We start from the raw sequence: 21847 nt of genomic DNA, 5'->3' as shown, positions 1-21847 counted from the left end.
AAGCAGAGACGGGATCGACGCGGGCTTACTTCAGTTGCGCGGCGATCGCGTCGCAGCCCTTGTCGAAGGCGGCCTTCCAGTCGGCGCCGGCTTCGGTCTGGCTGGGGCGCATGCAGCGTAGCTGGATCGCGTGGCCGTTCTTGAACCAGTAGTGCTCGGTGTAGCTGAAGCCGGTGGCGTTTTCCTGCGCGGTATAGACGTTGCTGTTCGGGCTCGGCGGCACCGCGGCGGCCTTGTAGCCGGGCAGCGCCATGGCCTTCGCGGTGGCTTCGCTGCGGTACTGGTTGAAGCCGTTGACGTCGGCCACCTGCTTCACGGTGACGGTGACGCGGGCGAGGCTGTTCCTGCCGGTGGGCGAGGGGTCGGGCACCTGGAACACGCGGGCTTCGGGGTCGCCCTGGGTTTCCATGATGCCGAGCCAGTTGTCCGGCGTGCTGAAGTGGACACTGCCGTTGGCCATGCTGACGTCGGTGGCGTGCACGACGCCACCGGCCAGCAGGGCGGTGGCGAAGGCGATCGCGAGGGTGGTGGTGCGCAGGAAGCTCATGCGGATTCCTTCGGGAGGGGATCGGGGACAAAGCGGTGGCGGGGCAGGCCCAGCCATTCCAGCGCCGTGCCGTGGAACAGCCGCGCGCGGTCGGCTTCGTCCAGGCCCAGCGCCTCGATGCCGCTGCCGGGTTCCTGCTCCCCCAGCGGGAAAGGATAGTCGGTGCCGAGCATCACCTGGCGGGCGCCCGTCACATCCAGCAGATAGCGCAGCGCCTGGTCGTCGTGCACGCAGGAGTCGAAGTAGAAGCGCTTGAGGTACTCGCGCGGGTTGCGCGGATTGTCGGTGGCGACCAGGTCCGGGCGCATCCGGAAGCCGTGCTCGATGCGGCCGATCGTCGAGGGGAAGCTGCCGCCGCCGTGGGCCAGCATCACGCGCAGCTTCGGCAGCCGCTCCATCACGCCGCCGAAGACCAGGCAGCAGGCGGCGCGCGACTGTTCGGCGGGCATGCCGACCAGCCACGGCATCCAGTATTTCGGCATGCTGGCCATGCCCATCATGTCCCACGGGTGCACCAGCACCGCGGCGCCGAGATCGGCGGCGGCCTCGAAGAACGGGAACAGTTCCGGCGCATCCAGGTTCCAGTCGCCGCAGTGCGAGCCGATCTGCACGCCTTGCAGGCCCAGTTCGTCGATGCAGCGTTCCAGCTCGCGCACGGCCAGCTGCGGCGCCTGCAGCGGCACCGTGCCGATGCCGGCGTAGTGGCGCGGGTGGTCGCGGCAGATGCCGGCCATGTGGTCGTTCAGATGGCGATGCAGCTCCAGCGCCTGGTGGCCCGGCGCCCAGTACGAGAACAGCACCGGCACGGTGGAGATCACCTGCACGTCGACGCCGAAGCGGGCGTAGTCGTCGATGCGCGTCTGCGGGTCGAACGCCGAGTCCCACACTTCGCGGAAGAACCGGCTGTCCTTGTAGATGCGGTGGCGCCCGCCGGTATGGGTCATCACGGGGAAGCGGTCGTCGCCGTACTTGGCCGCCAGGTTCGGCCAGTCGCGGGGCAGGATGTGCGCGTGGGTGTCGATCTTGAGCATCCGCGCAGTGTAAAACCTCCGCACGATGGCGTCGCGTTGCGCCCGCACATGCTGCGGCGCGGCTTACACCGGCGGCGGTTCCGCGGCGGCGGGCTCCGACAGGCCGCGCTTCGTCACGTGGGCCAGCGTATCGACGTTGTCGACCAGGCGGTCGCTGATGCGCGCCAGCAGCTCGAACGCGGCGCGGTCGCCGACGCCCTGCATCGAGGTGACTAGTTCGCGCTGCATGGCGCGCAGCTCGGGCAGGGCGCCCAGCGGCTGCTGTTCGCGCAGCGCCGTGGCGATGGCCTGCACGGCGTCGGCGTTGTGCTGGACGAAACGGCCGATGGCGTCTGCCGCCGGCAGCGTGGCGAGATCGTCGAGGGTGGCTTCCAGCGCCATCGCGGTGCGCGCCAGGCGGTTGCCGTTGGCGAACAGCGCGCGGGCCAGCGCCAGCAGTTCCGGCGGTGTGGCCGGCTCGGTGCGCATGCGGTCGATCGAGGCCTGCGCGTTGGTGCGGGCGGTGCGCGCCGCGGTGCGGGTGTCGTTGCGGTTGCCGCCGCGGTCGGGTTGCGCCAGGGCGCGCAGGTAACTGGCGTAGGCGTCCAGCATCACCGCCAGCGCGGCGCGGGCGCGGCCGCGCTCCCAGGTCGGCCAGGCCACGTAGGCGAGCAGGGCCATGCCGCAGCCGAGCGCGGTGTTGAGCACCCGGTCCGACACCGCCAGGCCGGGACTGACGCCTTCGAACGACAGCAGGATCACCACGGTGCCGGTCAGCGTCGCCACCGCGATGCCGTAATGCGCGCCGGCCAGGTAGCGGAACGCCATGCACAGCACCGCCATCAGCGCCAGGTGCGCCCATGGTTCGTCCGGCGTGATGTGCAGCAGCACCGTGGTGAGCACCAGCCCCAGCACCGTGCCGAACACGCGCAGCAGGCCGAAGTTGAAGGTGGCGGCGAAGTCCGGGCGCAGCACGATCGCCGCGGTCATCGGCAGCCAGTAGCCGTGCGGCAGGTGCAGCAGGCGCGAGATCCACAGCGCCGCGCTGAGGCAGACCGCCATGCGCACGGCGTGGCGGAACGCCACCGAACGCGGCGTGAGGTTGGCGCGCAGGGTGGCCCAGGTGGAACTGCTGCGAAGCGAATCGGGCAGCCGGGTTTCCGCTGCGCTGGCGCGCAGTTCGCCGCGGCTGCCGGCCCAGTCGGCGTTGCGCACCGCGGCGGCCAACTGGCCGGCCAGCGCATGGATGTGCGCGGCCAGGCCGTCGGCGTCGCCGCCGCCGTCGAGCAGGGCGCGCTCGCTGGCGCGCAGGGTCTGCAGCGCGCGGTCGGCCCGCTCGGGCGGGTCGCCCTGCTGCAGTGCCTCGGCGATCGCCGCCAGCACGCGCGCGGCGTCGTCGCGGAACATCGCGTGGATGGCCGGGTTGGCGTGCAGCTCGTTCATCGCGGTGAGCTCCAGCCGGATCCGCTCGGCCAGCTCCAGCAGCACGCCGAAGGCTTCCATGGCGCGGCCGTGCGCGCGATGACGGCCCAGCAGGGTGCGCTGCAGGCTGGTCATCGCCTCGGTCAGCGCCGGCACCTCGGCATCGTCATGCGCCTGCTCGCGGGCCAGTGCGGCCAGCCCGGCGTATACCCGCGCCAGCTCGATGCGCTCCGGCCAGTAGCGCTGCAACGGCCACGCCGCCAGCGAGAACGCGGTGAGCAGCATGCCGCCGGCGAAGATCAGCGCGGCGCCGCCGAGCGCGTGGCTCAGCGAGGCCGGCGTCGATGCGGTGATCACCAGCAGGATCATGCTGGTCATGCCGACCCGCGCGGTATCCGCGCCGAACACCACCAGCATGCCGCCGAAGAAACCGCAGGCGGCAGTGGCGAGAAGGATCGGCAGCAACTGGCCGCCGATCAGGAAACCCACCAGCGCGGCGAGGCCGGCCGCCAGCGACGCCAGCAACAGTTGCCGCATGCGCTGGCGATACGGTCCGGGCTGGTCGGAGAACATCGTGTCCAGCGCGCCGGCGGCCACGCCCAGGCCGATCTGCGGATGGCCGGTGGCCATGCCCACGGCCAGCGGCAGGATCACCGCGGCGGTATTGCGCAGCACCACCCGCAGCGGCACGTCCGGCCGCTTGATGTCGGTCAGGCTCTCGATCGCATGGGCGCGCAGCGAATAACCGGTGGGGGGCATCGAGGTTCCTGGTCGCACTTGTGAGTTCAGTGCAGAACGCAACTTCCGTTCGCACCCGGATCAGGTCCAGGGCAGGTCCTGAGCGTAGCGCAGCGGAGTCGAAGGAAGGTCCTTCGACTAGGGTCCTGCGGACCCATGCTCAGGATGAACGGTAACCGGAACTCGAAGCTCAGGCCCTGCCGGCGAACTCGCCGGTGAGCGTGTTCACCCACACCTTCTCGTCGTTGCTGATGTACTCGGGCACCTGGATTTCGATGCCGGTGTCGAGCTTGGCCGGCTTGGTGCGCTTGGTGGCGCTGGAGCCCTTCATTTCCGGGGCGGTGTCGACCACGGTCAGCACCACGCTGGTCGGCACCTGCAGGCCAACCGGCGCGTCGTCGATCAGCTGCACGTAGTAGCCCTCGACGCCTTCGACGATGTAGCCGGCGTTGTCGCCCACCAGTTCCGGCGACAGCGGGTACTGGGTGTAATCCTCGGCATCCATGAACACGAACGCGCCGTCGTCCATGTAGGAAAAATTGGCGGCGCGGCGCACCAGGTCCATTTCGCGCAGGTCGTCGTCGGCACGCAGGCTGAGGTCGTACTTGCGGCCGCCGGGGATCGAGTACATGGTGAAGCGGAAGGTCACGTTGCCGCCACGCGCGGTGGGTGCGCTGCGCTCGATGTCGCGCACCTGGTAGACGGTGCCGTCGTGTTCGACCACGTTGCCTTTCTTGACGTCGGAAGCTTTCATGGGTGTAGAACCGGGATTCGTGATTGGGGATTCGGGATTCGGAAAGAGCGAGGAGTGCGGGATGCGGGCTTTTCGAATCCCGGGCTACTTCGCCGCCAGCCGCACCGCGCCGTCGAGGCGGATCGTCTCGCCGTTGATGTAGCGGTTGCCGAGGATGAAGGCGACCGTGGAGGCGAACTCCGCCGGCTGGCCCAGCCGCGAGGGGAACGGGATCGAGGCGCCGAGCGACTGCTGCACGGCCTCGGACATGCTGTCGACCATCGGGGTCCAGAAGATGCCCGGCGCGATGGTCGCCACGCGGATGCCGAAGCGCGCCAGCTCGCGCGCCATCGGCAGGGTCATGCCGACCACGCCGCCCTTGGAGGCGGAGTACGCGGCCTGGCCGATCTGGCCTTCGTAGGCGGCGACGCTGGCGGTGTTGATGATCACGCCGCGCTCGCCGTCCTCGCCCGCCTCGTTGCCCTGCATCAGCGCCGCGCCGGCCTTGGCCACGTTGAAGCTGCCGACCAGGTTCACCATCACCGTGGTGGCGAAGTTGCCCAGCGGCATCGGGCCTTCCTTGCCCAGCACGCGGCCGGCGCCGAGGATGCCGGCGCAGTTCATCACCACGTTCAGGCCGCCCATCGCGTGGTGCGCGGCGGCCGCGTTGGTGGCCACGCCGTCTTCGGAGGTGACGTCGGTGCGGAAGAAGCGCGCCGCGTCGCCCAGCTCCTTCGCGGCGGCCTGGCCTTTGTCGTCGTTGACGTCGAACAGCGCGACCTGGCCGCCGTGGGCGACGAGGTGCTGCGCCACCGCGTGGCCGAGACCGGAGGCGCCGCCGGTGATGATTGCCTTGACCTGATCGAGCTGCATGGGGAATCCTTGATGGCCGGTGCCGAAAAGCCGCCATGGTAGCCGACCGGCACATGCGGCTGCAGGCTGAACGCGAAACTTGTGGTGGCGGCGGATTCACGCCGCGTTGGGGTAGCGCTGGCCATCGTGGCCTCGAACCGCCGGAACGAACCGGTCAGTGCCGGGAGCGGCCGGGCGGTTCCAATTCCATCGAGTGTGGGGGAACAACGTATGAAGAAGCTGCTGAGTCTGTCTGCCGTATTGGGTGCGATGCTGATGCTGGCCAGCGGCTCCGTGCTGGCGCAGGGGCACGGCCATGGCCGGGGTCACGGGAACGGGAACGGAAACGATCGCTACGACCAGGACGATGGCGATCGCGGCCATGGGCGCGATGACGATCGTGGCCGCTATGTGCGGTACGACAATGATGATGACCAGGGTCATGGCCGCGGCCACGCCTACGGCCACTACAAGAGCTGGCACGATCGCGGCCGCCACGAGGGCTGGTACAAGCGCGGCGGTTACCTGCCGGTGGAATACCGCACCCGCTACGTGGTGACCGACTGGCGCCGCGACCGCCTGCGCGAACCGCCACGCGGCTATCACTGGGTGCGCAGCGACAACGGCGACTTCCTGCTGGTGGCGATTGCCACCGGCGTGATCGTCGACCTGCTGCTCAACCAGTAAGCCGCTTCGTCGGCACGACGGCGCGTCCGCACCGCGGGCGCGCCGTTTTCATGCGCGCGGTTCAGCCCAGCAGGGCGCGCAGCGCCGGCGTGTCGGCGAGTGCCGGAAACGGCGTCACCGCCGGCGGGGGAGTCGCGGCTGGCTGCAGTTCCTTCTGCCATACCCCCACGTCCCACCATTGCCCCAGTTTGTAGCCGCACTGGCGCCATACGCCGGCGGAAGCGAAGCCCATCGCCTGGTGCATCGCCACGCTGGCCGTGCCGGGCAGGGTGATCACGCCGACCGCCTGGGTGATGCCCTGCAGCCGCATCACGTCCAGCAGCACGCCATAGAGGCGGCGCGCGATGCCGCGGCGCTGCGCGTCGGCATGCACGTAGATCGAGGTCTCGGCGATCCAGTCGTAAGCGGCGCGCTCGCGGAAGCGCCCGGCATAGGCGTACGCGAGCACCTCGCCAGCTTCGTCCCACACCAGCCACGGATAGTGCTGCAGGCGTGCGCGGAGACGTTCGCGCATCGCATCCACGCCGGGCAGTTCGGTCTCGAAGGTGGCCACGCCGGCGCTGACCGAGGGGGCGTAGATCGCGTGGATGGCGGCGGCGTCTTCGTCGCGGGCGGTGCGGATCATCGGGCGGTGGCCTTCAGCATTTCTCGTATTTCCAGTGGCGCCGCTTGCCTTCGGCCAGCCACTCCAGGGTGGTGGCGAGGCGCTTCTGGCGGGTGGCGTCGGTTTTCGCCTCGGCGATCCAGTCGACGTACTCGCGCTGCGCGCCGGGCGGGAAGCTTGCCCATGCCTGGCGCGCGGCGGCGTGCTGCCGCTTGGCGAGCAGGACGGACAGGTCGTCCGGCAGCGCCGGTGCGGGTTTCGCGGCGGCCTTCGGGCGCGCCTTCTTCACGCCGGCCTCGTTCAGCGCCATTGCCTTCTTCAGGTGGGCGGCGAGCTGCCTGTCCGAGGGCAGGTCCTTCAGCGTGGCGAGTTTGCCGAACTGGCCCATGCCTTCCTCGTCGCTGCCGCCGGTGACTTCCTTCGACAACCAGAAACCGAAGCTGCAGTGCTGCTTGAACGCGGCCATCATGCACATCGGCGCGTCCTTGTAGCTGAAGAACGGCATGCTCCACTTCAGGCTTTCCTCCACCTCGGGGCAGGCCTCGTGCACCCGCGCGCGCAGGTGTTCCAGGATCGGCCGGGCGAAGCCGGCGGATTTCGCGATGTAGGCGTCGATGCGGGGATCGTGGTTCGCCATCACCTCACCTCACAGCTCGCGGATGAAGTAGCGGTCGCAGCCGTGGTGGCCGGTGCCGCCCATCGCGCTGCACAGGGCGGTAAAACCGCTGCGCTTGTACAGCGCCTGCGCCGCATCCATGCCGGTCAGCGTTTCCAGGTAGCAGCGCTTGAAGCCGTGCGCGCGCGCCGCGTCGAGGCAGCGCTGCATCATCGCCGTGCCCGCGCCGATGCCGCGCGCCGTGGGCAGGAAGTACATCTTGCGCAGCTCGCACACGTCCGGCTCGCCGCCTTCCAGCGGTGCGATGCCGCCGCCGCCGATCACCACACCGTCGCGCTCGACCACGAAATAGCTGCAACGCGGTTGCGCGTAGGCCTGGTACATCGTGTCGACTTCGATGTCGTGGATCGCGAAGCCGGGACCGTCGGCGCCGAACTCGGGCATCACGCTGCGGATGATCGCGGCCATGGCCGCGTTGTCGGACGGTTCGATCGGGCGGACAAGGAACGTGTCGGTCATGGGGTCATGTCGGGGGTGCGGTAGGGAACGCCGGCCTTCATCACGAAGACCGGTTTCTTCAGGGCGTCGATCTGCGTGCTGGGATCGCCGCTGAACGCGGCGAGGTCGGCTGCCAGGCCGGGTGCGATGCGGCCGAAGTGCTGCGACTGGCGCAGGATCTTCGCCGCCACGTCGGTGGCCGCGTGCAGCGCCTGCGCCGGAGTCATGCCGTCGCGTACCATCGCCGCGGGTTCGCGCCAGTTGGTGCCGTGCGCGAACACGCCCACGTCGCTGCCGTTGCCGATGGTGACGCCGACTTTCAGCGCGGTGCGGAACGCGCGCTCGGCTTCCTTCATGGCAGGCGTGGGTTCGGACTTGCCCGGCACGTAGTGCTGGAAATACTCCGAGGTGGCGTCGACGGCGGTGAGCGTGGGTTCATAGGCCACGCCCTTCTGCTTGAGCAGGCGGAAGGTCGCCTCGCTGGCGCCGTAGCCGTGTTCGATGGTGTCCACGCCGGCTTCGACCGCCATCCGCACGCCGGCATCGCTGGCCGCGTGCGCTGCGACCGGGCGGCCGATCTGGTGCGCCGTGTCGACGATCGCCTTCAGTTCCGCCGGGTTGAGGGTGGGCGCGGTTTCACCGCCCGGCCCCACCCGATAGTCCGCGTACAGCTTGATCCAGTCGGCGCCGCGGGCGGCCTGCTCGCGCACGGCGGCGATGGCCGCATCCACGCCGCTGACCGGCTGCGCGCCTTGCGGCAGGTCGAGATCCGGGCGGAAGCCGCGCGGCCCCGGTCCATAGCTGGCGGTGGCGACGATGGCGCGCGTGGCGACGAACATCCGCGGCCCCGGGATCAGCCCTTCGTTGATCGCGCGCTGGATCGACACGTCGGCAAAGCCCGCGCCCTCGGTGCCGAGGTCGCGCAGGGCGGTGAAGCCGGCCATCAGCGTGGCTCTGGCGTGGGCGGCGGCTTCCAGCGTGCGGTAATCCTGCGGTTCGGTCAGCACCTGGTCGTTCCACAACGTTTCGTTGTACGGATGCAGGAACAGGTGCGAGTGCAGGTCGATCAGGCCGGGGGTGAGCGTGGCGCCGGGCAGTTCGACGCGTTGCGCGCCGGGCGGTGCCTGGATCGACGAGGCCGGGCCCACCGCGGCGATCGCGCCGTCGTGCACCAGCACCGCCCAGCCGCCGTGCGCGGCGTCGCCGCTGCCGGTCCACACGCGCTCGGGCAGCAACAGCCAGTCGCCCTTGGGCGTGGTCGCGCCCACGGGCAGGGAGCACAGCAGGAGCAGCAGGACCGCCGCCGTTTGCCACCAGGTCGTCAGGCTTGCGCGCATCGCTTCGTCCGGTCAGCCGAAGCGTCGATGATAGCGAGCTTTCAGCCCGCGGCGGTACGCGCGCGGGTGACCCGGCTGGCGGTTTCCTTGTGCAGCTGCGCGGCCAGCCAGGCGCCGGTGGCGATCAGCAGATCGAGGTCGATGCCGGTCTCGATGCCCATGCCGTGCAGCATGTAGACCACGTCCTCGCTGGCCACGTTGCCGGTGGCGCCCTTCGCGTAGGGACAGCCGCCGGTGCCGGAGACGGCGCTGTCGACCACGCGCACGCCTTCCTCCAGACAGGCCAGGATGTTCGCCAGCGCCTGTCCGTAGGTGTCGTGGAAGTGCACGGCCAGCGCCGCCATCGGCACTTCCTGCGCCACCGCGTGCAGCATCGCGCGCGCTTTCGCCGGCGTGCCCACGCCGATGGTGTCGCCCAGCGAGATCTCGTGGCAGCCCAGCTCGTGCATCCGGCGCGCCACGCGCACCACGTCGGCCACCGGCACCTCGCCCTGGTACGGGCAGCCGAGCACGGTGGAGACGTAGCCGCGCACCCGCACGCCGTCAGCCCGGGCCTGGTCCATCACCGGGATGAAGCGCTCGATCGACTCGTCGATCGATGCGTTGATGTTCCTGCGGTTGAACGCTTCCGACGCGGCGGTGAACACCGCGATGTCCGTGGCGCCGACTTCGCGCGCGCGCTGGTAGCCCTGCAGGTTCGGCACCAGCACCGGGTAGCTCACGCCCGGTACCTTGCGGATGCCGCGGAACACCTCGGCCGCATCGGCCAGCTGCGGCACCCACTTCGGGCTGACGAAGCTGGTCGCCTCGATCGTCTTGAGGCCGGTGGAAGACAGCCGGTCGATCAGCGCGATCTTCACCTCGGCCGGCAGCAGGGTCTTCTCGTTCTGCAGGCCGTCGCGGGCGCCGACTTCGACGATGCGGACGTGATTGGAAGCGTTCATGGGAAAACTCCGGAGGACATGATGTCCTTCTCCCACCGGGAGAAGGTGCCCCGAAGGGGCGGATGAGGGTTCGGGGCTTGCATGGATGTCTGTACGAAGCCCGTACCCTCACCCCAGCCCTCTCCCAGGGGAGAGGGGTTCAAAAAAGCTCAGTCGGCGAAACGCACCAGTACGGCGTCCGCCTCGACGAACTCGCCTTGCGTGGCGTTCACGCTTTCGATGGTGCCGGTACGTGGCGCCTTCAAGGCCAGTTCCATCTTCATCGCCTCCATCACCAGCAGTTCCTGGCCGTGTTCCACCACATCGCCGGCCTGCGCCTTCACCAGCACGATGCGGCCGGGCATCGGCGCGATGACCTGGTTGCCGCCGGCCGCGTCCTTCGGTTCCCAGGCGAACGCGGCGGCGCGGCTGAAGTGGTGGCGCTGGCCATGTGCGTCGTGCAGCAGCACGCGTTGCGCGTCGGCGCGCAGCGGCACGCGCAGGGATTCGCCGTCGAAGCGGGCGCTGAGGCTGTTGTCGGCCACGCGCGCGCCGCGCACTTCGCAGTGGGTCTCGCCGTGGCGCAGCCGGTAGTCGCCGCCGTGGCCGTGCGCTTCGACTTCGAAACGCCGTTCGCGAGAGGTCAGTGCCACGATGCGCTTGCCGGCATGGCCGATGCGCCAGGCGTCGGCGCGCGCCCAGGGCGAGTGCGGATCCACCGGAGCGCCCCGGACGTGCAGCTCGTCGTGCAGCAGCGCGGCGGTGGCGGCGGCAAACAGCGTGCCGTCGGAAGGCGTGGCATCGCCGACCAGGAACTCGCCCAGATGGCGATCCAGGTAGCCGGTGTCGATGCGCCCCTCGACCACCGCCGGGTGCCGCGCCAGCCGTTCGAGGAAACCGATGTTCGATTTCGGGCCGACGATCTCGCTGGCCGCCAGCGCCTCGCGAAGCCGCTGCAGGGCCTGCGGCCGGTCCTCGTCCCACACGATCAGCTTGGCGATCATCGGGTCGTAGAAGATCGTCACGCTGTCGCCTTCGATCACGCCGCCGTCGAGGCGCACGTGGCGCGATGGCGCGGGTAGGCGCAGGGTTTGCAGCTTGCCGGAGCCGGGCAGGAAGTTCTGGTCCGGGTCTTCCGCGTACAGGCGCACCTCGATGGCATGGCCGTGCGCGTGCACCTGATCCTGCGTCAGCGGCAGCGGCTCGCCGGCGGCGACGCGCAGCTGCCACTCGACCAGGTCCAGGCCGAGCGTCATCTCGGTGACCGGATGCTCGACCTGCAGCCGCGTGTTCATCTCCATGAAGAAGAATTCGCCCGGACTTCCATCGGCCTGCCGCGCCACGATGAATTCCACCGTGCCGGCGCCGACGTAGTTCACCGCCTTTGCGGCGGCGACGGCGGCTGCGCCCATTGCCCGGCGGCGGGCGTCGTCGAGGAACGGCGAGGGGGTTTCCTCCAGCACCTTCTGGTAGCGGCGCTGGGCCGAGCATTCGCGTTCGTTGAGGTGGATCACGTTGCCGTGGGTGTCGCCGAACACCTGGAACTCGATGTGCCGCGGGTGCTCGACGTAGCGCTCCAGGATCATCCGCGCATCGCCGAAGGAACTGGCGGCTTCGCGCTGCGCCGAGGCCAGCGCGTCGGCGAATTCGCTCGCGCTGCGCACGATGCGCATGCCCTTGCCGCCGCCGCCGGCGGCCGGCTTGATCATCAGCGGGAAGCCGGTTCTGGCGGCCTGCTCGGCGAGGTGGGCGGCGTCCTGGTCGGCGCCGTGGTAGCCCGGCACCAGCGGCACCGCGTGCTGTTCCATCAGCGCCTTGGCGGCGGCCTTGGAACCCATCGCGTCGATGCTTTCCGGGCGCGGCCCGATGAAGGCGATGCCGGCGTCGGTACACATGCGGGCGAAATCGGTGTTCTCCGAGAGGAAGCCATAGCCGGGATGGATCGCCTGCGCGCCGGTTCGCTTCGCCACCTCGAGGATCGCATCGCCGCGCAGGTACGAATCGGCCGGACGCGGGCCGCCGATCGGCCACGCCTCGTCGGCCAGCCGCACGTGTTGCGCGTCGCGGTCGGCTTCCGAATACACCGCGATGGCGTGGATGCCGAGGCGGCGGCAGGTGCGGATCACGCGGCAGGCGATCTCGCCGCGGTTGGCTATCAGTACGCGTTCGAACATGCGGAATCCCTGGAACCGTTCGTGTCGATGCAAAGCCGTCAAAGCTAGCAGATCGGGATGTTGCCGCCGCTGCGCGGCGCAGCATGGCGGAACCTACTTGGCCTGGCCGACCCACGCCGGCGCACGCTTGTCGAGGAAGGCGCCCAGGCCGTGCTGGCCTTCCGGCGACACGCGCAGGCGGGCGATCAGTTCGGCGTTGGCGCCGTCGATGCGCTCGGCCTGTGCCGGGTCGATGCCGCCGATGCGCAACGCCAGCTGTTTCGCTTCGCGCTGGGCCAGCGGGCCGGCCTTGGCGAGCAGATACAGCTGGCGCTCGATCGCTTCGTCCAGCTCGCTGGCGGATACCACCGCATGCAGCAGGCCGATGCGTGCCGCGGTGGCGGCGTCGAACACCTCGCCGGTGATGAACAGCCGGCGCGCCTCGCGCAGGCCGATCGCGGCGATCACGTACGGCGAGATCACCGCCGGCACCAGGCCCAGCTTCACTTCCGACAGCGCGAACTTGGCGGTGTCCACGCCGACCGCGATGTCGCAGCAGGCGACCAGGCCCACGCCGCCACCGTAGGCGGCGCCGTTGACACGGGCGATGGTCGGTTTGGACAGGAACTGCAGGTGGCGCATCAGCCGCGCCAGGCGCAGCGAGTCCTCGCGGTTTTCCTGCTCGCTGGCGCCGGCCATGCCGCGCATCCAGTTCAGGTCGGCGCCGGCCGAGAAACAACTGCCGTTGCCGCTCAGCACCACGGCGCGCACGGCCGGGTCAGCGTCGGCGGCCGCCAGCGCGTCGGTGAGCGCGGCGATCAGCGTGTCGTCGAACGCGTTGTGGATTTGCGGGCGGTTCAGGGTGAGCCAGGCGACCGTGCCGCGACGCTCGCTCAGGATGGAATCGGTCATCGGTCGTGCCTGTGGCAAATAACGCGATGATAAACCGGGCGTGGTGCAGCGGGCCGAGTCTAGGTCTATAATGCGAACTATTCTTATTTGAGAATCCAGCCTGTGCGTCTGTCCGATTTGCCCAAGGGTGCCCCTGCCGTGGTCGACCGCGTCGACGATGCGCACGCGGCCGACCCGATCGCGCAGCGCCTGCGCGACCTGGGCTTCGTCGACGGCGAGCCGGTGCGTGTGGTGGCGGTGGGGCCGATGGGCGGCGACCCGCTGCTGATCCAGATCGGTTTCACCCGCTTTGCCCTGCGTCGCGCCGAGGCGGCCCGGATCAGCGTGCGGACCGGGGTGGCGGCATGAGCGCTTCGACCCTGCGCATCGCCCTGGTGGGCAACCCGAACTGCGGCAAGACGGCCCTATTCAACCTGCTCACCGGCGGCCGGCAGAAGGTGGCGAACTACGCCGGCGTCACGGTGGAGCGCAAGGAAGGCCGCTTCACCGCGCCGTCGGGCCGTGTACTGCAGATCCTCGACCTGCCGGGCGCCTACAGCCTCGACGCGAACAGCCCGGACGAGCAGATCACCCACGATGTCTGCGCCGGCAACTACCCGGGCGAGGTGCCGCCGGACCTGATCGTCTGCGTCGCCGACGCGACCAACCTGCGCCTGCACCTGCGCTTCGTGCTGGAGGTCAAGCGCCTCGGCCGGCCGGTGGTGCTGGCGCTGAACATGATGGACACCGCGCGCCAGCGCGGCATCGTCATCGACGTGCCGGAGCTGCAGCGCCGGCTGGACCTGCCGGTGGTGGAAACCGTCGCGGTGAAACGCGGCGGCGCGCGGGGACTGATCGAACGGGTCGACGGCGAGGTGCCGCCGGCGGCGCCGGCGCAGGTGGGCGACGCGGCCGGCCGCGCCGACCTGCACGCGCAGGTGCGTGAATTGCTGGCGGCAACGGTGACGATGCCGCGCGCCACCGCGGAACTCGACGATGCGCTGGACCGCTGGACCCTGCATCCGGTGTTCGGACTGGCCATCCTGGCGGTGGTGATGTTCCTGGTATTCCAGGCGGTGTACTCGATCGGCAAGCCGATGACCGACGCCATCGGCGACGGCTTCGGCTGGCTGGGCGGGCACGTTGCCGCATGGATGCCGGCCGGGCCGCTGCAGAGCCTGGTCAACGACGGCCTGTTCGGCGGCCTCGGCACGGTGCTGGGTTTTCTGCCGGAAATCCTGGTGCTGTTCCTGTTCATCATCGTGCTGGAGGAGTCCGGCTACCTGCCGCGCGCGGCGTTCCTGCTCGACCGGCTGATGCTGTCGGTGGGGCTGACCGGGCGCTCGTTCATTCCGCTGCTGTCGAGCTTCGCCTGCGCGATCCCCGGCATCATGGGCACGCGCAGCATCCAGGATCCGCGCGACCGGTTGGCCACGATCCTGATCGCGCCGCTGATGACCTGCTCGGCGCGGCTGCCGGTGTACGCACTGCTGATCGGTGCCTTCATACCGATCCGCTACGTGTTCGGCGTGTTCAACCTGCAGGGCGTGGTGCTGTTCGCGCTGTACCTGGCCGGCATCCTCGGCGCGATGCTGGTGGGCTGGGTGATGAAACACATCCGCCGCGACAAGAGCGAGCACGCGCTGCTGATGGAGCTGCCGTCGTACCGCATGCCCAAGCTGCGCGACGTGGCGATCGGCCTGTACGAGCGCGGCATGATCTTCCTGAAGCGGCTGACCGGCGTGATCCTCGGCCTGACCGTGCTGATGTGGTTCCTCTCCACCTTCCCGGGCGCGCCGGAGGGCGCGACCCAGCCGGCGATCGAGTACAGCTTCGCCGGCTACATCGGCCGGGCGTTGCAGTATGTCTTCGCGCCGATCGGCTTCAACTGGCAGATCAGCCTGGCGCTGATCCCGGCGTTTGCCGCGCGCGAAACGGCGGTGGCGGCGCTGGCCACCGTCTACCTGGTCGGCGGCGAGGCGGCCGGCGGGCTGGGCCATGCGCTGGCCGGGCAGATCCCGCTGGCCAGCGCGCTGTCGCTGCTGGTGTGGTTCGCGTATGCGCCGCAGTGCATGTCCACGCTGGCGATCATCAAGCGCGAAACCGATTCCTGGCGCAACGTGGCGATCTCGTTCGGCTACATGTTCGTGATGGCCTACGCCGCGTCGTTCATCGTCTACCAGGTGGCGAGGATGCTGGCATGAGTACCGGCCTGCTGCTGCAGTACGTGGTGGTCGGCCTGGTCGTGCTGGCCAGCGTGCTGATCGTGTTCCGCAAGCTGGCACCGAAGCTCGCCAACCGCTGGCTGGCGGCCGCGTCGATCCGCTGCAGCCGCCCCGGGCGCGCCGCGTGGGTGCGCGCGTTGGGCCGTCGCCTGCAGCCGAAAGAGGCGACCGGCGATTGCAGCGATGGCTGCAGCACCTGCGGCGCCTGCGGCCCGAAGCCGCCGGCGGCGGCGCGGACGGAGCCGATGCCGCTGGAGTTCCGGCCGCGGCAGTGACGCCATCCGGCGTCGCGTGGGGCGGGCATGAAAAAGCCGGCTTGCGCCGGCTTTTCGTCAACTCGAATCGCGCCCCGGCTTACGCCAGTTCGCGGATCTTCGCGTTGAGGCGGCTCTTGTGGCGGGCGGCCTTGTTCTTGTGGATCAGGCCGCGGGCGGCGTAGCGGTCCATCACCGGCTGGGCGGCGGCGAACGCGGCGACGGCGGCAGCCTTGTCCTTGGCCTCGACGGCCTTGACGACCTTCTTCAGGGCGGTGCGGACCATGGAGCGGGCGCTGATGTTGCGCAGACGGCGCTGTTCGGACTGGCGCGCGCGCTTCTTCGCGGACTTGATGTTGGCCAAGGTAGAACTCCGGAATGCAGGGTTGAGGGTGGAAAAAGACGCCAATTATGCGGTCGATTCGCCGGTGCGTCAATCATTTAGGCGGCCACGCCGAGGGCCGGCATGGGCGCGTGGCGGTCGTCGTGCCGCTATTCTGCCATATCCGCGCTGTCATCCTGCCCGCGCGGGCTGTCAAACTACGCGCCCCGCGTGATCGACGCCGAAGGTAACGAACCGCCACATGAAGTCACCCAGCATGCTCCGCGGGCTGCTCTCGTTCAGCAGCATGACGATGGTTTCGCGGGTGCTCGGCTTGGTGCGCGACATGTCGATCAATGCCGCGTTCGGCGCCAACGGCGCCACCGATGCGTTCTGGGTGGCGTTCCGCATCCCCAACTTCATGCGCCGGCTGTTTGCCGAGGGCTCGTTCTCCACCGCCTTCGTGCCGGTTTTCACGGAAGTGAAGGAAAAGGGCACGCATGCGCAGCTGAAGGACCTGATGTCGCGGGTGTCGGGCACGCTGGGCGGCGTGCTGCTGCTGATCACCGCGTTGGGGATCATCTTCGCGCCGCAGGTGACCGTGCTGTTCTCGCCCGGCGCGATCGACGAGCCGCAGAAGTTCGGACTCACCGTCGAACTGCTGCGGCTGACCTTCCCGTTCCTGCTGTTCGTGTCGCTGACCGCGCTGTCCGGCGGGGCGCTGAACAGTTTCCATCGCTTCGGCCTGCCGGCGCTGACCCCGGTGATCCTCAACCTGTGCATGATCGCCGGCGCGCTGTGGCTGTCGAAGCGGCTGCAGACGCCGATCATGGCGATGGGCTGGGCGATCCTGGCGGCCGGCATCCTGCAGCTGCTGTTCCAGCTGCCGGCGCTGCGCGGGCTGGACCTGCTGACCCTGCCGCGCTGGGGCTGGAGCCACCCGGAGGTGCGCCGGATCATGCGGCTGATGGTGCCGACCCTGTTCGGTTCGTCGGTGGCGCAGATCAACCTGCTGTTCGACACGGTGATCGCCTCGCTGCTGGTGGTCGGCTCGCAGAGCTGGCTGTCGCAGGCGGATCGTTTCCTGGAACTGCCGCTGGGCGTGTTCGGCGTGGCGCTGGGCACGGTGATCCTGCCGTCGCTGTCGCGCCATCACGTCACCACCGACACCGCCGGTTTCTCGCGCGCGCTGGACTGGGGCCTGCGCGTCACCCTGCTGATCGCGGTGCCGGCGATGTTCGCGCTGATGCTGCTGGCCGGGCCACTGGTGGCGACGTTGTTCCAGCACGGCCACTGGACCGCGCACGACACCCACATGGCAACCCTGTCGATCACCGCGCTGAGCTTCGGCCTGCCGGCGTTCGCACTGGTGAAGGTGCTGCTGCCGGCGTTCTACGCGCGCCAGGACACGCGCACGCCGGTGCGCGCGGGCGTGGCTTCGCTGCTCGCCAACATGCTGCTGAACGTGGTGTTCCTGGCGCTGCTGTTCGAGCTGTGGGCGCCGGCCGAGCTGAAGCAGCTGGCCTGGCTGGACGGCCTGGCCCGGCTGCCCGGCCTGCACATGGCGCTTGGCATGGCCAGCGCGGTGGCCGCCTACGTGAACCTGTGGCTGCTGTGGCACTGGCTGAAGAAGGCCGGTGTCTACCAGCGCCAGCCGGGCTGGTCGCGGCATCTGCTGCGGCTGGCCGCGGCCTGCGCGGCGATGGTGGCGGTGCTGTTGCTGGGCCGCTGGCTATGGCCGAACTGGACCCACGGGGTGTCGGTGCTGACCCGGCTGTGGCATCTGGCCGTGCTGGTGCTGGCCGGCGGGGCCAGTTATGTCGCCGTGCTGTTTGCCGGCGGCTTCCGCCTGCGCGACCTGCGCGGTGCGTGAACCCGCCTGAGGCTCTTATCGCGGGCAGCCGGGCCGTTATACTCACGCGATGATGAGACTTTCCAGGGATGTCGCAGGCCCCTGCCTGGCGCCGCGCGGCAGCGTCATCGCGGTCGGCGCGTTCGATGGCCTGCACCGCGGTCACCAGGCCTTGCTGGCCCAGGTGCGCGAGCGCGCGCAGGCGCTCGGCTGCAGCCCGGTGGTGGTGAGCTTCGAGCCGCTGCCGCGCGCGTTCTTCTCGCCCGAACCGGTGCCGCGGCTGTCCAGCGTGCGCGAGAAGCTGCGCGGTTTCGCCGCTGCCGGCATGGAGCACACCTTGCTGTTGCGCTTCAACCGGGCGCTGACCGCGATGTCGGCCGAGGATTTCGTGCGGCGCGTGCTGGTCGAACGGCTGGCCGCGCGCGAAGTGTGGGTGGGCGGCGATTTCCGCTTCGGCCACAAGCGCGGCGGCGACATGGCGCTGCTGGAGCGGATGGGCGCGCAGCTCGGCTTCACCGCCTGCAGCATGCCGATGGTGCAGCTCGACGGCACCCGTGTCTCGGCCAGCCGGGTGCGCGCCCTGCTCGCGGCGGGCGAGTTCGCCGGGGCCGAGTCGCTGCTGGGCCGGCCGTTCGTGATCGAAGGCAAGGTGGAGTACGGCAACCAGCTCGGCCGCACGCTGGGTTATCCCACCGCCAACATCCACCTGTCGCAGCGGGTCAGCCCGATCCAGGGGATCTTCGCGGTGCGCGTGGGGCTGGGCGAGGGCGAGTGCAGCTGGCCGGGCGTGGCCAGCCTTGGCGTACGCCCCACCGTGAACGAGGTCGCCGAGCCGCTGCTGGAAGTGCACCTGTTCGACTTCGAGGGCGACCTTTACGGCCAGCGCATGGCGGTGCAGTTCGTCGCCAAGCTGCGCGACGAGCAGAAATTCGACGGGCTGGAGCCGCTCAAGGCGCAGATGGCGCTGGACTCGCGCCGGGCGCGCGAGCTGCTGGGCATGAACCCGCGGCTGGCCGAGGCCTGAGATCATGAGCAGGCTCTGAAGACGCGGGCATTACGGCACGGGTCGAAATCGACTAACTTTCCCTTCTTTGCCTGCCATCCGGCGGGCGGCAACAGCTCAGTGACGGCATCCACGCAATGACCCACGATTACAAAAGCACGATCAACCTGCCGCAGACGGCGTTCCCCATGCGCGGCGACTTGCCGAAGCGCGAGCCGGGCTGGCTGGCGGAGTGGGCCCGGGTCGATCGCTACGCGCAGATCCAGCAGAAAACCGCCGATCGCGACAGCGTGTTCGTGCTGCACGACGGTCCGCCGTACGCGAACGGCCCGATCCACATCGGCCACGCGGTCAACAAGATCCTCAAGGACATCGTGGTCAAGTCCAAGCTGCTGGCCGGCCATCGCGCGCCGTACGTGCCGGGCTGGGACTGCCACGGCCTGCCGATCGAGATAGCGGTGGAGAAGAAGTACGGCAAGCCGGGCGACAAGCTCGACGCCGCCGCATTCCGGCAGAAGTGCCGCGAGTACGCGACCGAGCAGGTCGACACCCAGCGCGCCGACTTCAAGCGGCTCGGCGTGCTCGGCGACTGGGACCACCCGTATCGCTCGATGGATTTCCGCTTCGAGGCCGACATGCTGCGCGCACTGGCGCGCATCGTTTCCAACGGCCACGTGGTGCGCGGCGCCAAGCCGGTGTACTGGTGCTTCGACTGCGCCTCGGCGCTGGCCGAGGCGGAGATCGAATACGGCGACAAGGTTTCGCCTGCGGTCGACGTGGCGTACGACGCGGTCGAGCCGAACGCGCTGCTGGCGAAGTTCGGCGTGGACGCCGGCGATGCCATCGCCGCCATCCCGATCTGGACCACCACGCCGTGGACCCTGCCGGAAAGCCAGGCGGTGTCGCTCGGCGCCGATCTGGAATACGCGCTGATCGAAGGCCCGTCGCGGAACGGCAGGCGCGTGCTGCTGGTGATCGCCGCTGCGCTGGTCGACAAGGTCACTGCACGCTATTCCCTTCTCCCTGTGGGAGAAGGTGCCCGGAGGGCGGATGAGGGTACGGGCGGAGCGAATCATTCCGGTTCCACCGAACCCTCACCCCCAGCCCCTCTCCCGGGGGGAGAGGGGAGCCGCGTACTCGGCCGTGCGTCGGGCAGGGCGCTGGAAGGCCTGAAACTGCACCATCCGTTCTACCCGCGCGAGGTGCCGGTGATCCTCGGCGAGCACGTCAGCGCCGAGGACGGCACCGGCGCGGTGCACACCTCGCCCGACCACGGCGTCGAGGATTTCGTGGTGGCGCGCGAATACGGCATCGGCCTGCTCAACTACATCGAGCCGCGCGGCACCTATCGCATCGACACTCCCGTTGCCGATGGCCTCGGCCTGGGCGGCATGCATATCTGGAAGGCGAACGACGCCATCGTCGACCTGCTGCGCCAGCGCGGCGTGCTGCTGGCGTTCGCGAAGATCGAGCACAGCTACCCGAACTGCTGGCGGCACAAGACGCCGGTGATCTACCGCACCACGCCGCAGTGGTTCATCTCGATGGAGCAGGCGCAGCTGCGCGAGACGGCACTCACCTCGATCAGGAACGTGCGCTGGGTGCCGGGCTGGGGCGAGGAGCGCATCGCCGGGATGGTGGCCGGCCGCCCGGACTGGTGCATCAGCCGCCAGCGCACCTGGGGCGTGCCGATCGCGCTGTTCGTGCACAAGGCCACGCAGGAGCCGCACCCGGATTCGGTCGCGTTGCTGGAGCAGGTCGCGCAGAAGGTGGAGCAGGGCGGCATCGACGCATGGTTCGCGCTGGACGCGGCCGAGCTGCTCGGCGCCGACGCGAACGACTACGAGAAAGTCACCGACGTGCTCGACGTCTGGTTCGATTCCGGCGTGACGCACTACGCGGTGATCGGCCAGCGCCCGGAACTGCAGCAGGGCACGGCGTCGCACTGCAAGGTGATGTACCTGGAAGGCTCCGACCAGCATCGCGGCTGGTTCCAGTCGTCGCTGCTGACCTCGTCGGCGATCCACGGCCGCGCGCCCTACGACGAAGTGCTCACGCACGGTTTCGCGGTGGACGCGAACGGCCGCAAGATGTCCAAGTCGCTGGGCAACGTGGTGGCGCCGCAGAAGGTGATGGACACGCTGGGCGCTGACGTGCTGCGGCTGTGGGTGGCCTCGGCCGACTACCGCAACGAGATGACCGTCTCCGACGAGATCCTCAAGCGCGTCTCCGACACTTACCGGCGCATCCGCAATACCGCGAAGTTCCTGCTCGGCAACCTGGACGGCTTCGATCCGGCAAGGCATCTGGTCCCGGTGGAAGACAGCCTGCTGCTGGACCAGTGGGCCGTGCAGCAGGCGTACGACGTGCAGCAGGCGGTCACCGCCGCGTACGAGCGTTACGACTACCCCGAAGTGGTGGCGCGCATCCAGAACTTCTGCACCAACGAACTGGGCGCGCTGTACCTGGACATCACCAAGGACCGGCTCTACACCATGCCGACCGACAGCCGCGGCCGGCGCAGCGCGCAGAGCGCGATGTACCGCATCGCCGAAGCGCTGGTGCGCTGGCTGGCGCCGATCCTCAGCTTCACCGCCGAGGAAATCTGGCAGGCCATGCCGGGCGAGCGCGGCGACAGCGTGCTGTTCGAAACCTGGTACGGCGGCCTGGCCGCCACCCAGAACTCGCCGGAACAGCGGCGCTGGTGGGCCGACTTGCTGGCGATCCGCGACAGCGCTTCGCGCGTGCTCGAAGGCATGCGCAAGGCCGAGCGGATCGGCGCGGCGCTGGAAGCGAAGCTGGTGGTCCATGCCGACGCCGCGGTGCAGTCGCGCTACGCCGAGGTCGCCGACGAACTGCGCTTCTTCTTCATCACCTCCGACTTCGCCCTGGCGCCATCGACGCCGCGCGCGGACGATGCGGTGAAGGTGGAGCTGGACGGCGCCGGAGCCTGGGTTCGCGCCGACGTGAGCGGCGCCGCCAAGTGCGTGCGCTGCTGGCACCGCCGCGACGACGTGGGCAGCCACGCCGACCACCCCGAACTGTGCGGTCGCTGTGTCGGCAACGTCGAGGGGCCGGGCGAGGATCGCCGCTGGTTCTGACCGGATAGCTCATGGACCGCCAGGAGCCGGCAGGCCCTGCCCGCCGGCTTTCTGGAATCCCGACGACCGAAATTTTTCA

Annotated in this window: 20 protein-coding genes; 7 read left to right on the top strand and 13 right to left on the bottom strand. The window is 69.4% G+C overall.

The window, feature by feature from the left end; all coding sequences use genetic code 11:
• Positions 1 to 25: 25 nt before the first annotated feature.
• From KK131_RS03035 to KK131_RS03015, 5 genes are all read right to left on the bottom strand, one after another.
• Positions 26 to 547 (bottom strand): hypothetical protein, encoded by a 522-nt coding sequence (locus tag KK131_RS03035; protein ID WP_214555198.1) that lies wholly within the window; start codon positions 545 to 547, stop codon positions 26 to 28.
• On the bottom strand, positions 544 to 1578 hold the full coding sequence (locus KK131_RS03030) for an amidohydrolase family protein (RefSeq protein WP_214555196.1): 1035 nt from the start codon (positions 1576 to 1578) through the stop codon (positions 544 to 546). Before KK131_RS03030 ends, KK131_RS03035 begins: the two co-directional genes overlap by 4 nt.
• A gap of 63 nt (positions 1579 to 1641) precedes the next feature.
• Positions 1642 to 3738 carry an FUSC family protein gene (locus tag KK131_RS03025; protein ID WP_214555194.1) on the bottom strand — a complete coding sequence of 699 codons (2097 nt, stop codon included), beginning with the start codon at positions 3736 to 3738 and terminating at the stop codon, positions 1642 to 1644.
• A gap of 169 nt (positions 3739 to 3907) precedes the next feature.
• Complete coding sequence (gene yeiP / locus KK131_RS03020; protein WP_214555192.1) at positions 3908 to 4471, bottom strand: elongation factor P-like protein YeiP; 564 nt, start codon at positions 4469 to 4471, stop codon at positions 3908 to 3910.
• Positions 4472 to 4555: 84 nt separating this feature from the next.
• Positions 4556 to 5323: an SDR family NAD(P)-dependent oxidoreductase gene (locus KK131_RS03015; RefSeq protein ID WP_214555191.1), complete on the bottom strand. Its 768-nt coding sequence runs from the start codon at positions 5321 to 5323 to the stop codon at positions 4556 to 4558.
• A 210-nt stretch (positions 5324 to 5533) separates the two neighbouring features.
• Here KK131_RS03015 and KK131_RS03010 point away from each other — a divergent pair, with 210 nt between their 5' ends.
• On the top strand, positions 5534 to 5989 hold the full coding sequence (locus KK131_RS03010; RefSeq protein ID WP_214555189.1) for an RcnB family protein: 456 nt from the start codon (positions 5534 to 5536) through the stop codon (positions 5987 to 5989).
• Positions 5990 to 6050: 61 nt separating this feature from the next.
• Here KK131_RS03010 and KK131_RS03005 read toward each other — a convergent pair whose 3' ends face one another.
• The 7 genes from KK131_RS03005 to KK131_RS02975 form a co-directional block, all read right to left on the bottom strand.
• Positions 6051 to 6614, bottom strand: coding sequence for a GNAT family N-acetyltransferase (locus KK131_RS03005; RefSeq protein WP_214555187.1), 564 nt, complete (start codon positions 6612 to 6614; stop codon positions 6051 to 6053).
• Positions 6615 to 6627: 13 nt separating this feature from the next.
• On the bottom strand, positions 6628 to 7230 hold the full coding sequence (locus KK131_RS03000; protein WP_214555186.1) for a YdeI/OmpD-associated family protein: 603 nt from the start codon (positions 7228 to 7230) through the stop codon (positions 6628 to 6630).
• 9 nt (positions 7231 to 7239) lie between these two features.
• On the bottom strand, positions 7240 to 7728 hold the full coding sequence (locus KK131_RS02995; RefSeq protein WP_214555185.1) for a GNAT family N-acetyltransferase: 489 nt from the start codon (positions 7726 to 7728) through the stop codon (positions 7240 to 7242).
• Positions 7725 to 9044 carry an amidohydrolase family protein gene (locus tag KK131_RS02990; protein ID WP_214555184.1) on the bottom strand — a complete coding sequence of 440 codons (1320 nt, stop codon included), beginning with the start codon at positions 9042 to 9044 and terminating at the stop codon, positions 7725 to 7727. The genes KK131_RS02995 and KK131_RS02990 overlap by 4 nt, the downstream gene beginning before the upstream one ends.
• 41 nt (positions 9045 to 9085) lie before the next feature.
• Positions 9086 to 9988, bottom strand: coding sequence for a hydroxymethylglutaryl-CoA lyase (locus KK131_RS02985; RefSeq protein WP_214555183.1), 903 nt, complete (start codon positions 9986 to 9988; stop codon positions 9086 to 9088).
• Between the two features lie 149 nt (positions 9989 to 10137).
• On the bottom strand, positions 10138 to 12141 hold the full coding sequence (locus KK131_RS02980) for a biotin carboxylase N-terminal domain-containing protein (RefSeq protein WP_214555181.1): 2004 nt from the start codon (positions 12139 to 12141) through the stop codon (positions 10138 to 10140).
• A gap of 93 nt (positions 12142 to 12234) precedes the next feature.
• A complete protein-coding gene (locus KK131_RS02975) occupies positions 12235 to 13032 on the bottom strand; it encodes an enoyl-CoA hydratase-related protein (protein ID WP_214555179.1) in 798 nt (265 codons plus the stop codon).
• A gap of 102 nt (positions 13033 to 13134) precedes the next feature.
• Between KK131_RS02975 and KK131_RS02970 the strand changes: the two genes are divergently transcribed.
• From KK131_RS02970 to KK131_RS02960, 3 genes are read left to right on the top strand one after another with little or no spacing between them, the layout of a single operon-like run.
• Positions 13135 to 13380 (top strand): FeoA family protein, encoded by a 246-nt coding sequence (locus KK131_RS02970; protein WP_214555177.1) that lies wholly within the window; start codon positions 13135 to 13137, stop codon positions 13378 to 13380.
• Entirely contained in the window at positions 13377 to 15215 is a 1839-nt protein-coding gene (locus KK131_RS02965) for a ferrous iron transporter B (RefSeq protein WP_214555175.1), read from the top strand. Before KK131_RS02970 ends, KK131_RS02965 begins: the two co-directional genes overlap by 4 nt.
• Positions 15212 to 15511, top strand: a complete 300-nt coding sequence (locus tag KK131_RS02960) for a DUF6587 family protein (RefSeq protein WP_214555174.1) — start codon at positions 15212 to 15214, stop codon at positions 15509 to 15511. The genes KK131_RS02965 and KK131_RS02960 overlap by 4 nt, the downstream gene beginning before the upstream one ends.
• 79 nt (positions 15512 to 15590) lie before the next feature.
• On the opposite strand, the gene rpsT is transcribed toward KK131_RS02960, so the two are convergent.
• Complete coding sequence (rpsT, locus tag KK131_RS02955) at positions 15591 to 15854, bottom strand: 30S ribosomal protein S20 (RefSeq protein WP_008435251.1); 264 nt, start codon at positions 15852 to 15854, stop codon at positions 15591 to 15593.
• Between the two features lie 220 nt (positions 15855 to 16074).
• On the opposite strand from rpsT, the gene murJ reads away from it, so the two are divergent.
• The 3 genes from murJ to KK131_RS02940 all read left to right on the top strand — a co-directional run bounded on the left by murJ (position 16075) and on the right by KK131_RS02940 (position 21768).
• Entirely contained in the window at positions 16075 to 17685 is a 1611-nt protein-coding gene (murJ, locus tag KK131_RS02950; RefSeq protein ID WP_214555173.1) for a murein biosynthesis integral membrane protein MurJ, read from the top strand.
• 49 nt (positions 17686 to 17734) lie between these two features.
• Positions 17735 to 18688, top strand: coding sequence for a bifunctional riboflavin kinase/FAD synthetase (locus tag KK131_RS02945; protein ID WP_214555172.1), 954 nt, complete (start codon positions 17735 to 17737; stop codon positions 18686 to 18688).
• A gap of 116 nt (positions 18689 to 18804) precedes the next feature.
• Entirely contained in the window at positions 18805 to 21768 is a 2964-nt protein-coding gene (locus tag KK131_RS02940) for an isoleucine--tRNA ligase (RefSeq protein ID WP_214555171.1), read from the top strand.
• Positions 21769 to 21847 lie beyond the last annotated feature (79 nt).

Origin of the sequence: Rhodanobacter sp. LX-99 (assembly GCF_018599185.1) — a bacterium.
In the GTDB taxonomy this organism is placed as follows: domain Bacteria; phylum Pseudomonadota; class Gammaproteobacteria; order Xanthomonadales; family Rhodanobacteraceae; genus Rhodanobacter.
The sequence above is the reverse complement of the archived record's forward strand: the minus strand, read 5'-3'. Positions and strand labels throughout refer to the sequence as shown.

What these genes read in the sequence shown, in the direction of transcription:
- KK131_RS02945 (WP_214555172.1), top strand. Translation starts at nt 17,735, where the DNA reads ATGATGAGACTTTCCAGGGATGTCGCAGGCCCCTGCCTGGCGCCGCGC.
- murJ (WP_214555173.1), top strand. Translation starts at nt 16,075, where the DNA reads ATGAAGTCACCCAGCATGCTCCGCGGGCTGCTCTCGTTCAGCAGCATG.
- KK131_RS03010 (WP_214555189.1), top strand. Translation starts at nt 5,534, where the DNA reads ATGAAGAAGCTGCTGAGTCTGTCTGCCGTATTGGGTGCGATGCTGATG.
- KK131_RS03005 (WP_214555187.1), bottom strand. Translation starts at nt 6,614, where the DNA reads ATGATCCGCACCGCCCGCGACGAAGACGCCGCCGCCATCCACGCGATC.
- KK131_RS03015 (WP_214555191.1), bottom strand. Translation starts at nt 5,323, where the DNA reads ATGCAGCTCGATCAGGTCAAGGCAATCATCACCGGCGGCGCCTCCGGT.
- KK131_RS03025 (WP_214555194.1), bottom strand. Translation starts at nt 3,738, where the DNA reads ATGCCCCCCACCGGTTATTCGCTGCGCGCCCATGCGATCGAGAGCCTG.
- KK131_RS02985 (WP_214555183.1), bottom strand. Translation starts at nt 9,988, where the DNA reads ATGAACGCTTCCAATCACGTCCGCATCGTCGAAGTCGGCGCCCGCGAC.
- KK131_RS02975 (WP_214555179.1), bottom strand. Translation starts at nt 13,032, where the DNA reads ATGACCGATTCCATCCTGAGCGAGCGTCGCGGCACGGTCGCCTGGCTC.
- KK131_RS02995 (WP_214555185.1), bottom strand. Translation starts at nt 7,728, where the DNA reads ATGACCGACACGTTCCTTGTCCGCCCGATCGAACCGTCCGACAACGCG.
- KK131_RS02960 (WP_214555174.1), top strand. Translation starts at nt 15,212, where the DNA reads ATGAGTACCGGCCTGCTGCTGCAGTACGTGGTGGTCGGCCTGGTCGTG.
- KK131_RS02980 (WP_214555181.1), bottom strand. Translation starts at nt 12,141, where the DNA reads ATGTTCGAACGCGTACTGATAGCCAACCGCGGCGAGATCGCCTGCCGC.
- KK131_RS02940 (WP_214555171.1), top strand. Translation starts at nt 18,805, where the DNA reads ATGACCCACGATTACAAAAGCACGATCAACCTGCCGCAGACGGCGTTC.
- KK131_RS03035 (WP_214555198.1), bottom strand. Translation starts at nt 547, where the DNA reads ATGAGCTTCCTGCGCACCACCACCCTCGCGATCGCCTTCGCCACCGCC.
- KK131_RS02965 (WP_214555175.1), top strand. Translation starts at nt 13,377, where the DNA reads ATGAGCGCTTCGACCCTGCGCATCGCCCTGGTGGGCAACCCGAACTGC.
- KK131_RS03030 (WP_214555196.1), bottom strand. Translation starts at nt 1,578, where the DNA reads ATGCTCAAGATCGACACCCACGCGCACATCCTGCCCCGCGACTGGCCG.
- KK131_RS02990 (WP_214555184.1), bottom strand. Translation starts at nt 9,044, where the DNA reads ATGCGCGCAAGCCTGACGACCTGGTGGCAAACGGCGGCGGTCCTGCTG.
- KK131_RS03000 (WP_214555186.1), bottom strand. Translation starts at nt 7,230, where the DNA reads ATGGCGAACCACGATCCCCGCATCGACGCCTACATCGCGAAATCCGCC.
- yeiP (WP_214555192.1), bottom strand. Translation starts at nt 4,471, where the DNA reads ATGAAAGCTTCCGACGTCAAGAAAGGCAACGTGGTCGAACACGACGGC.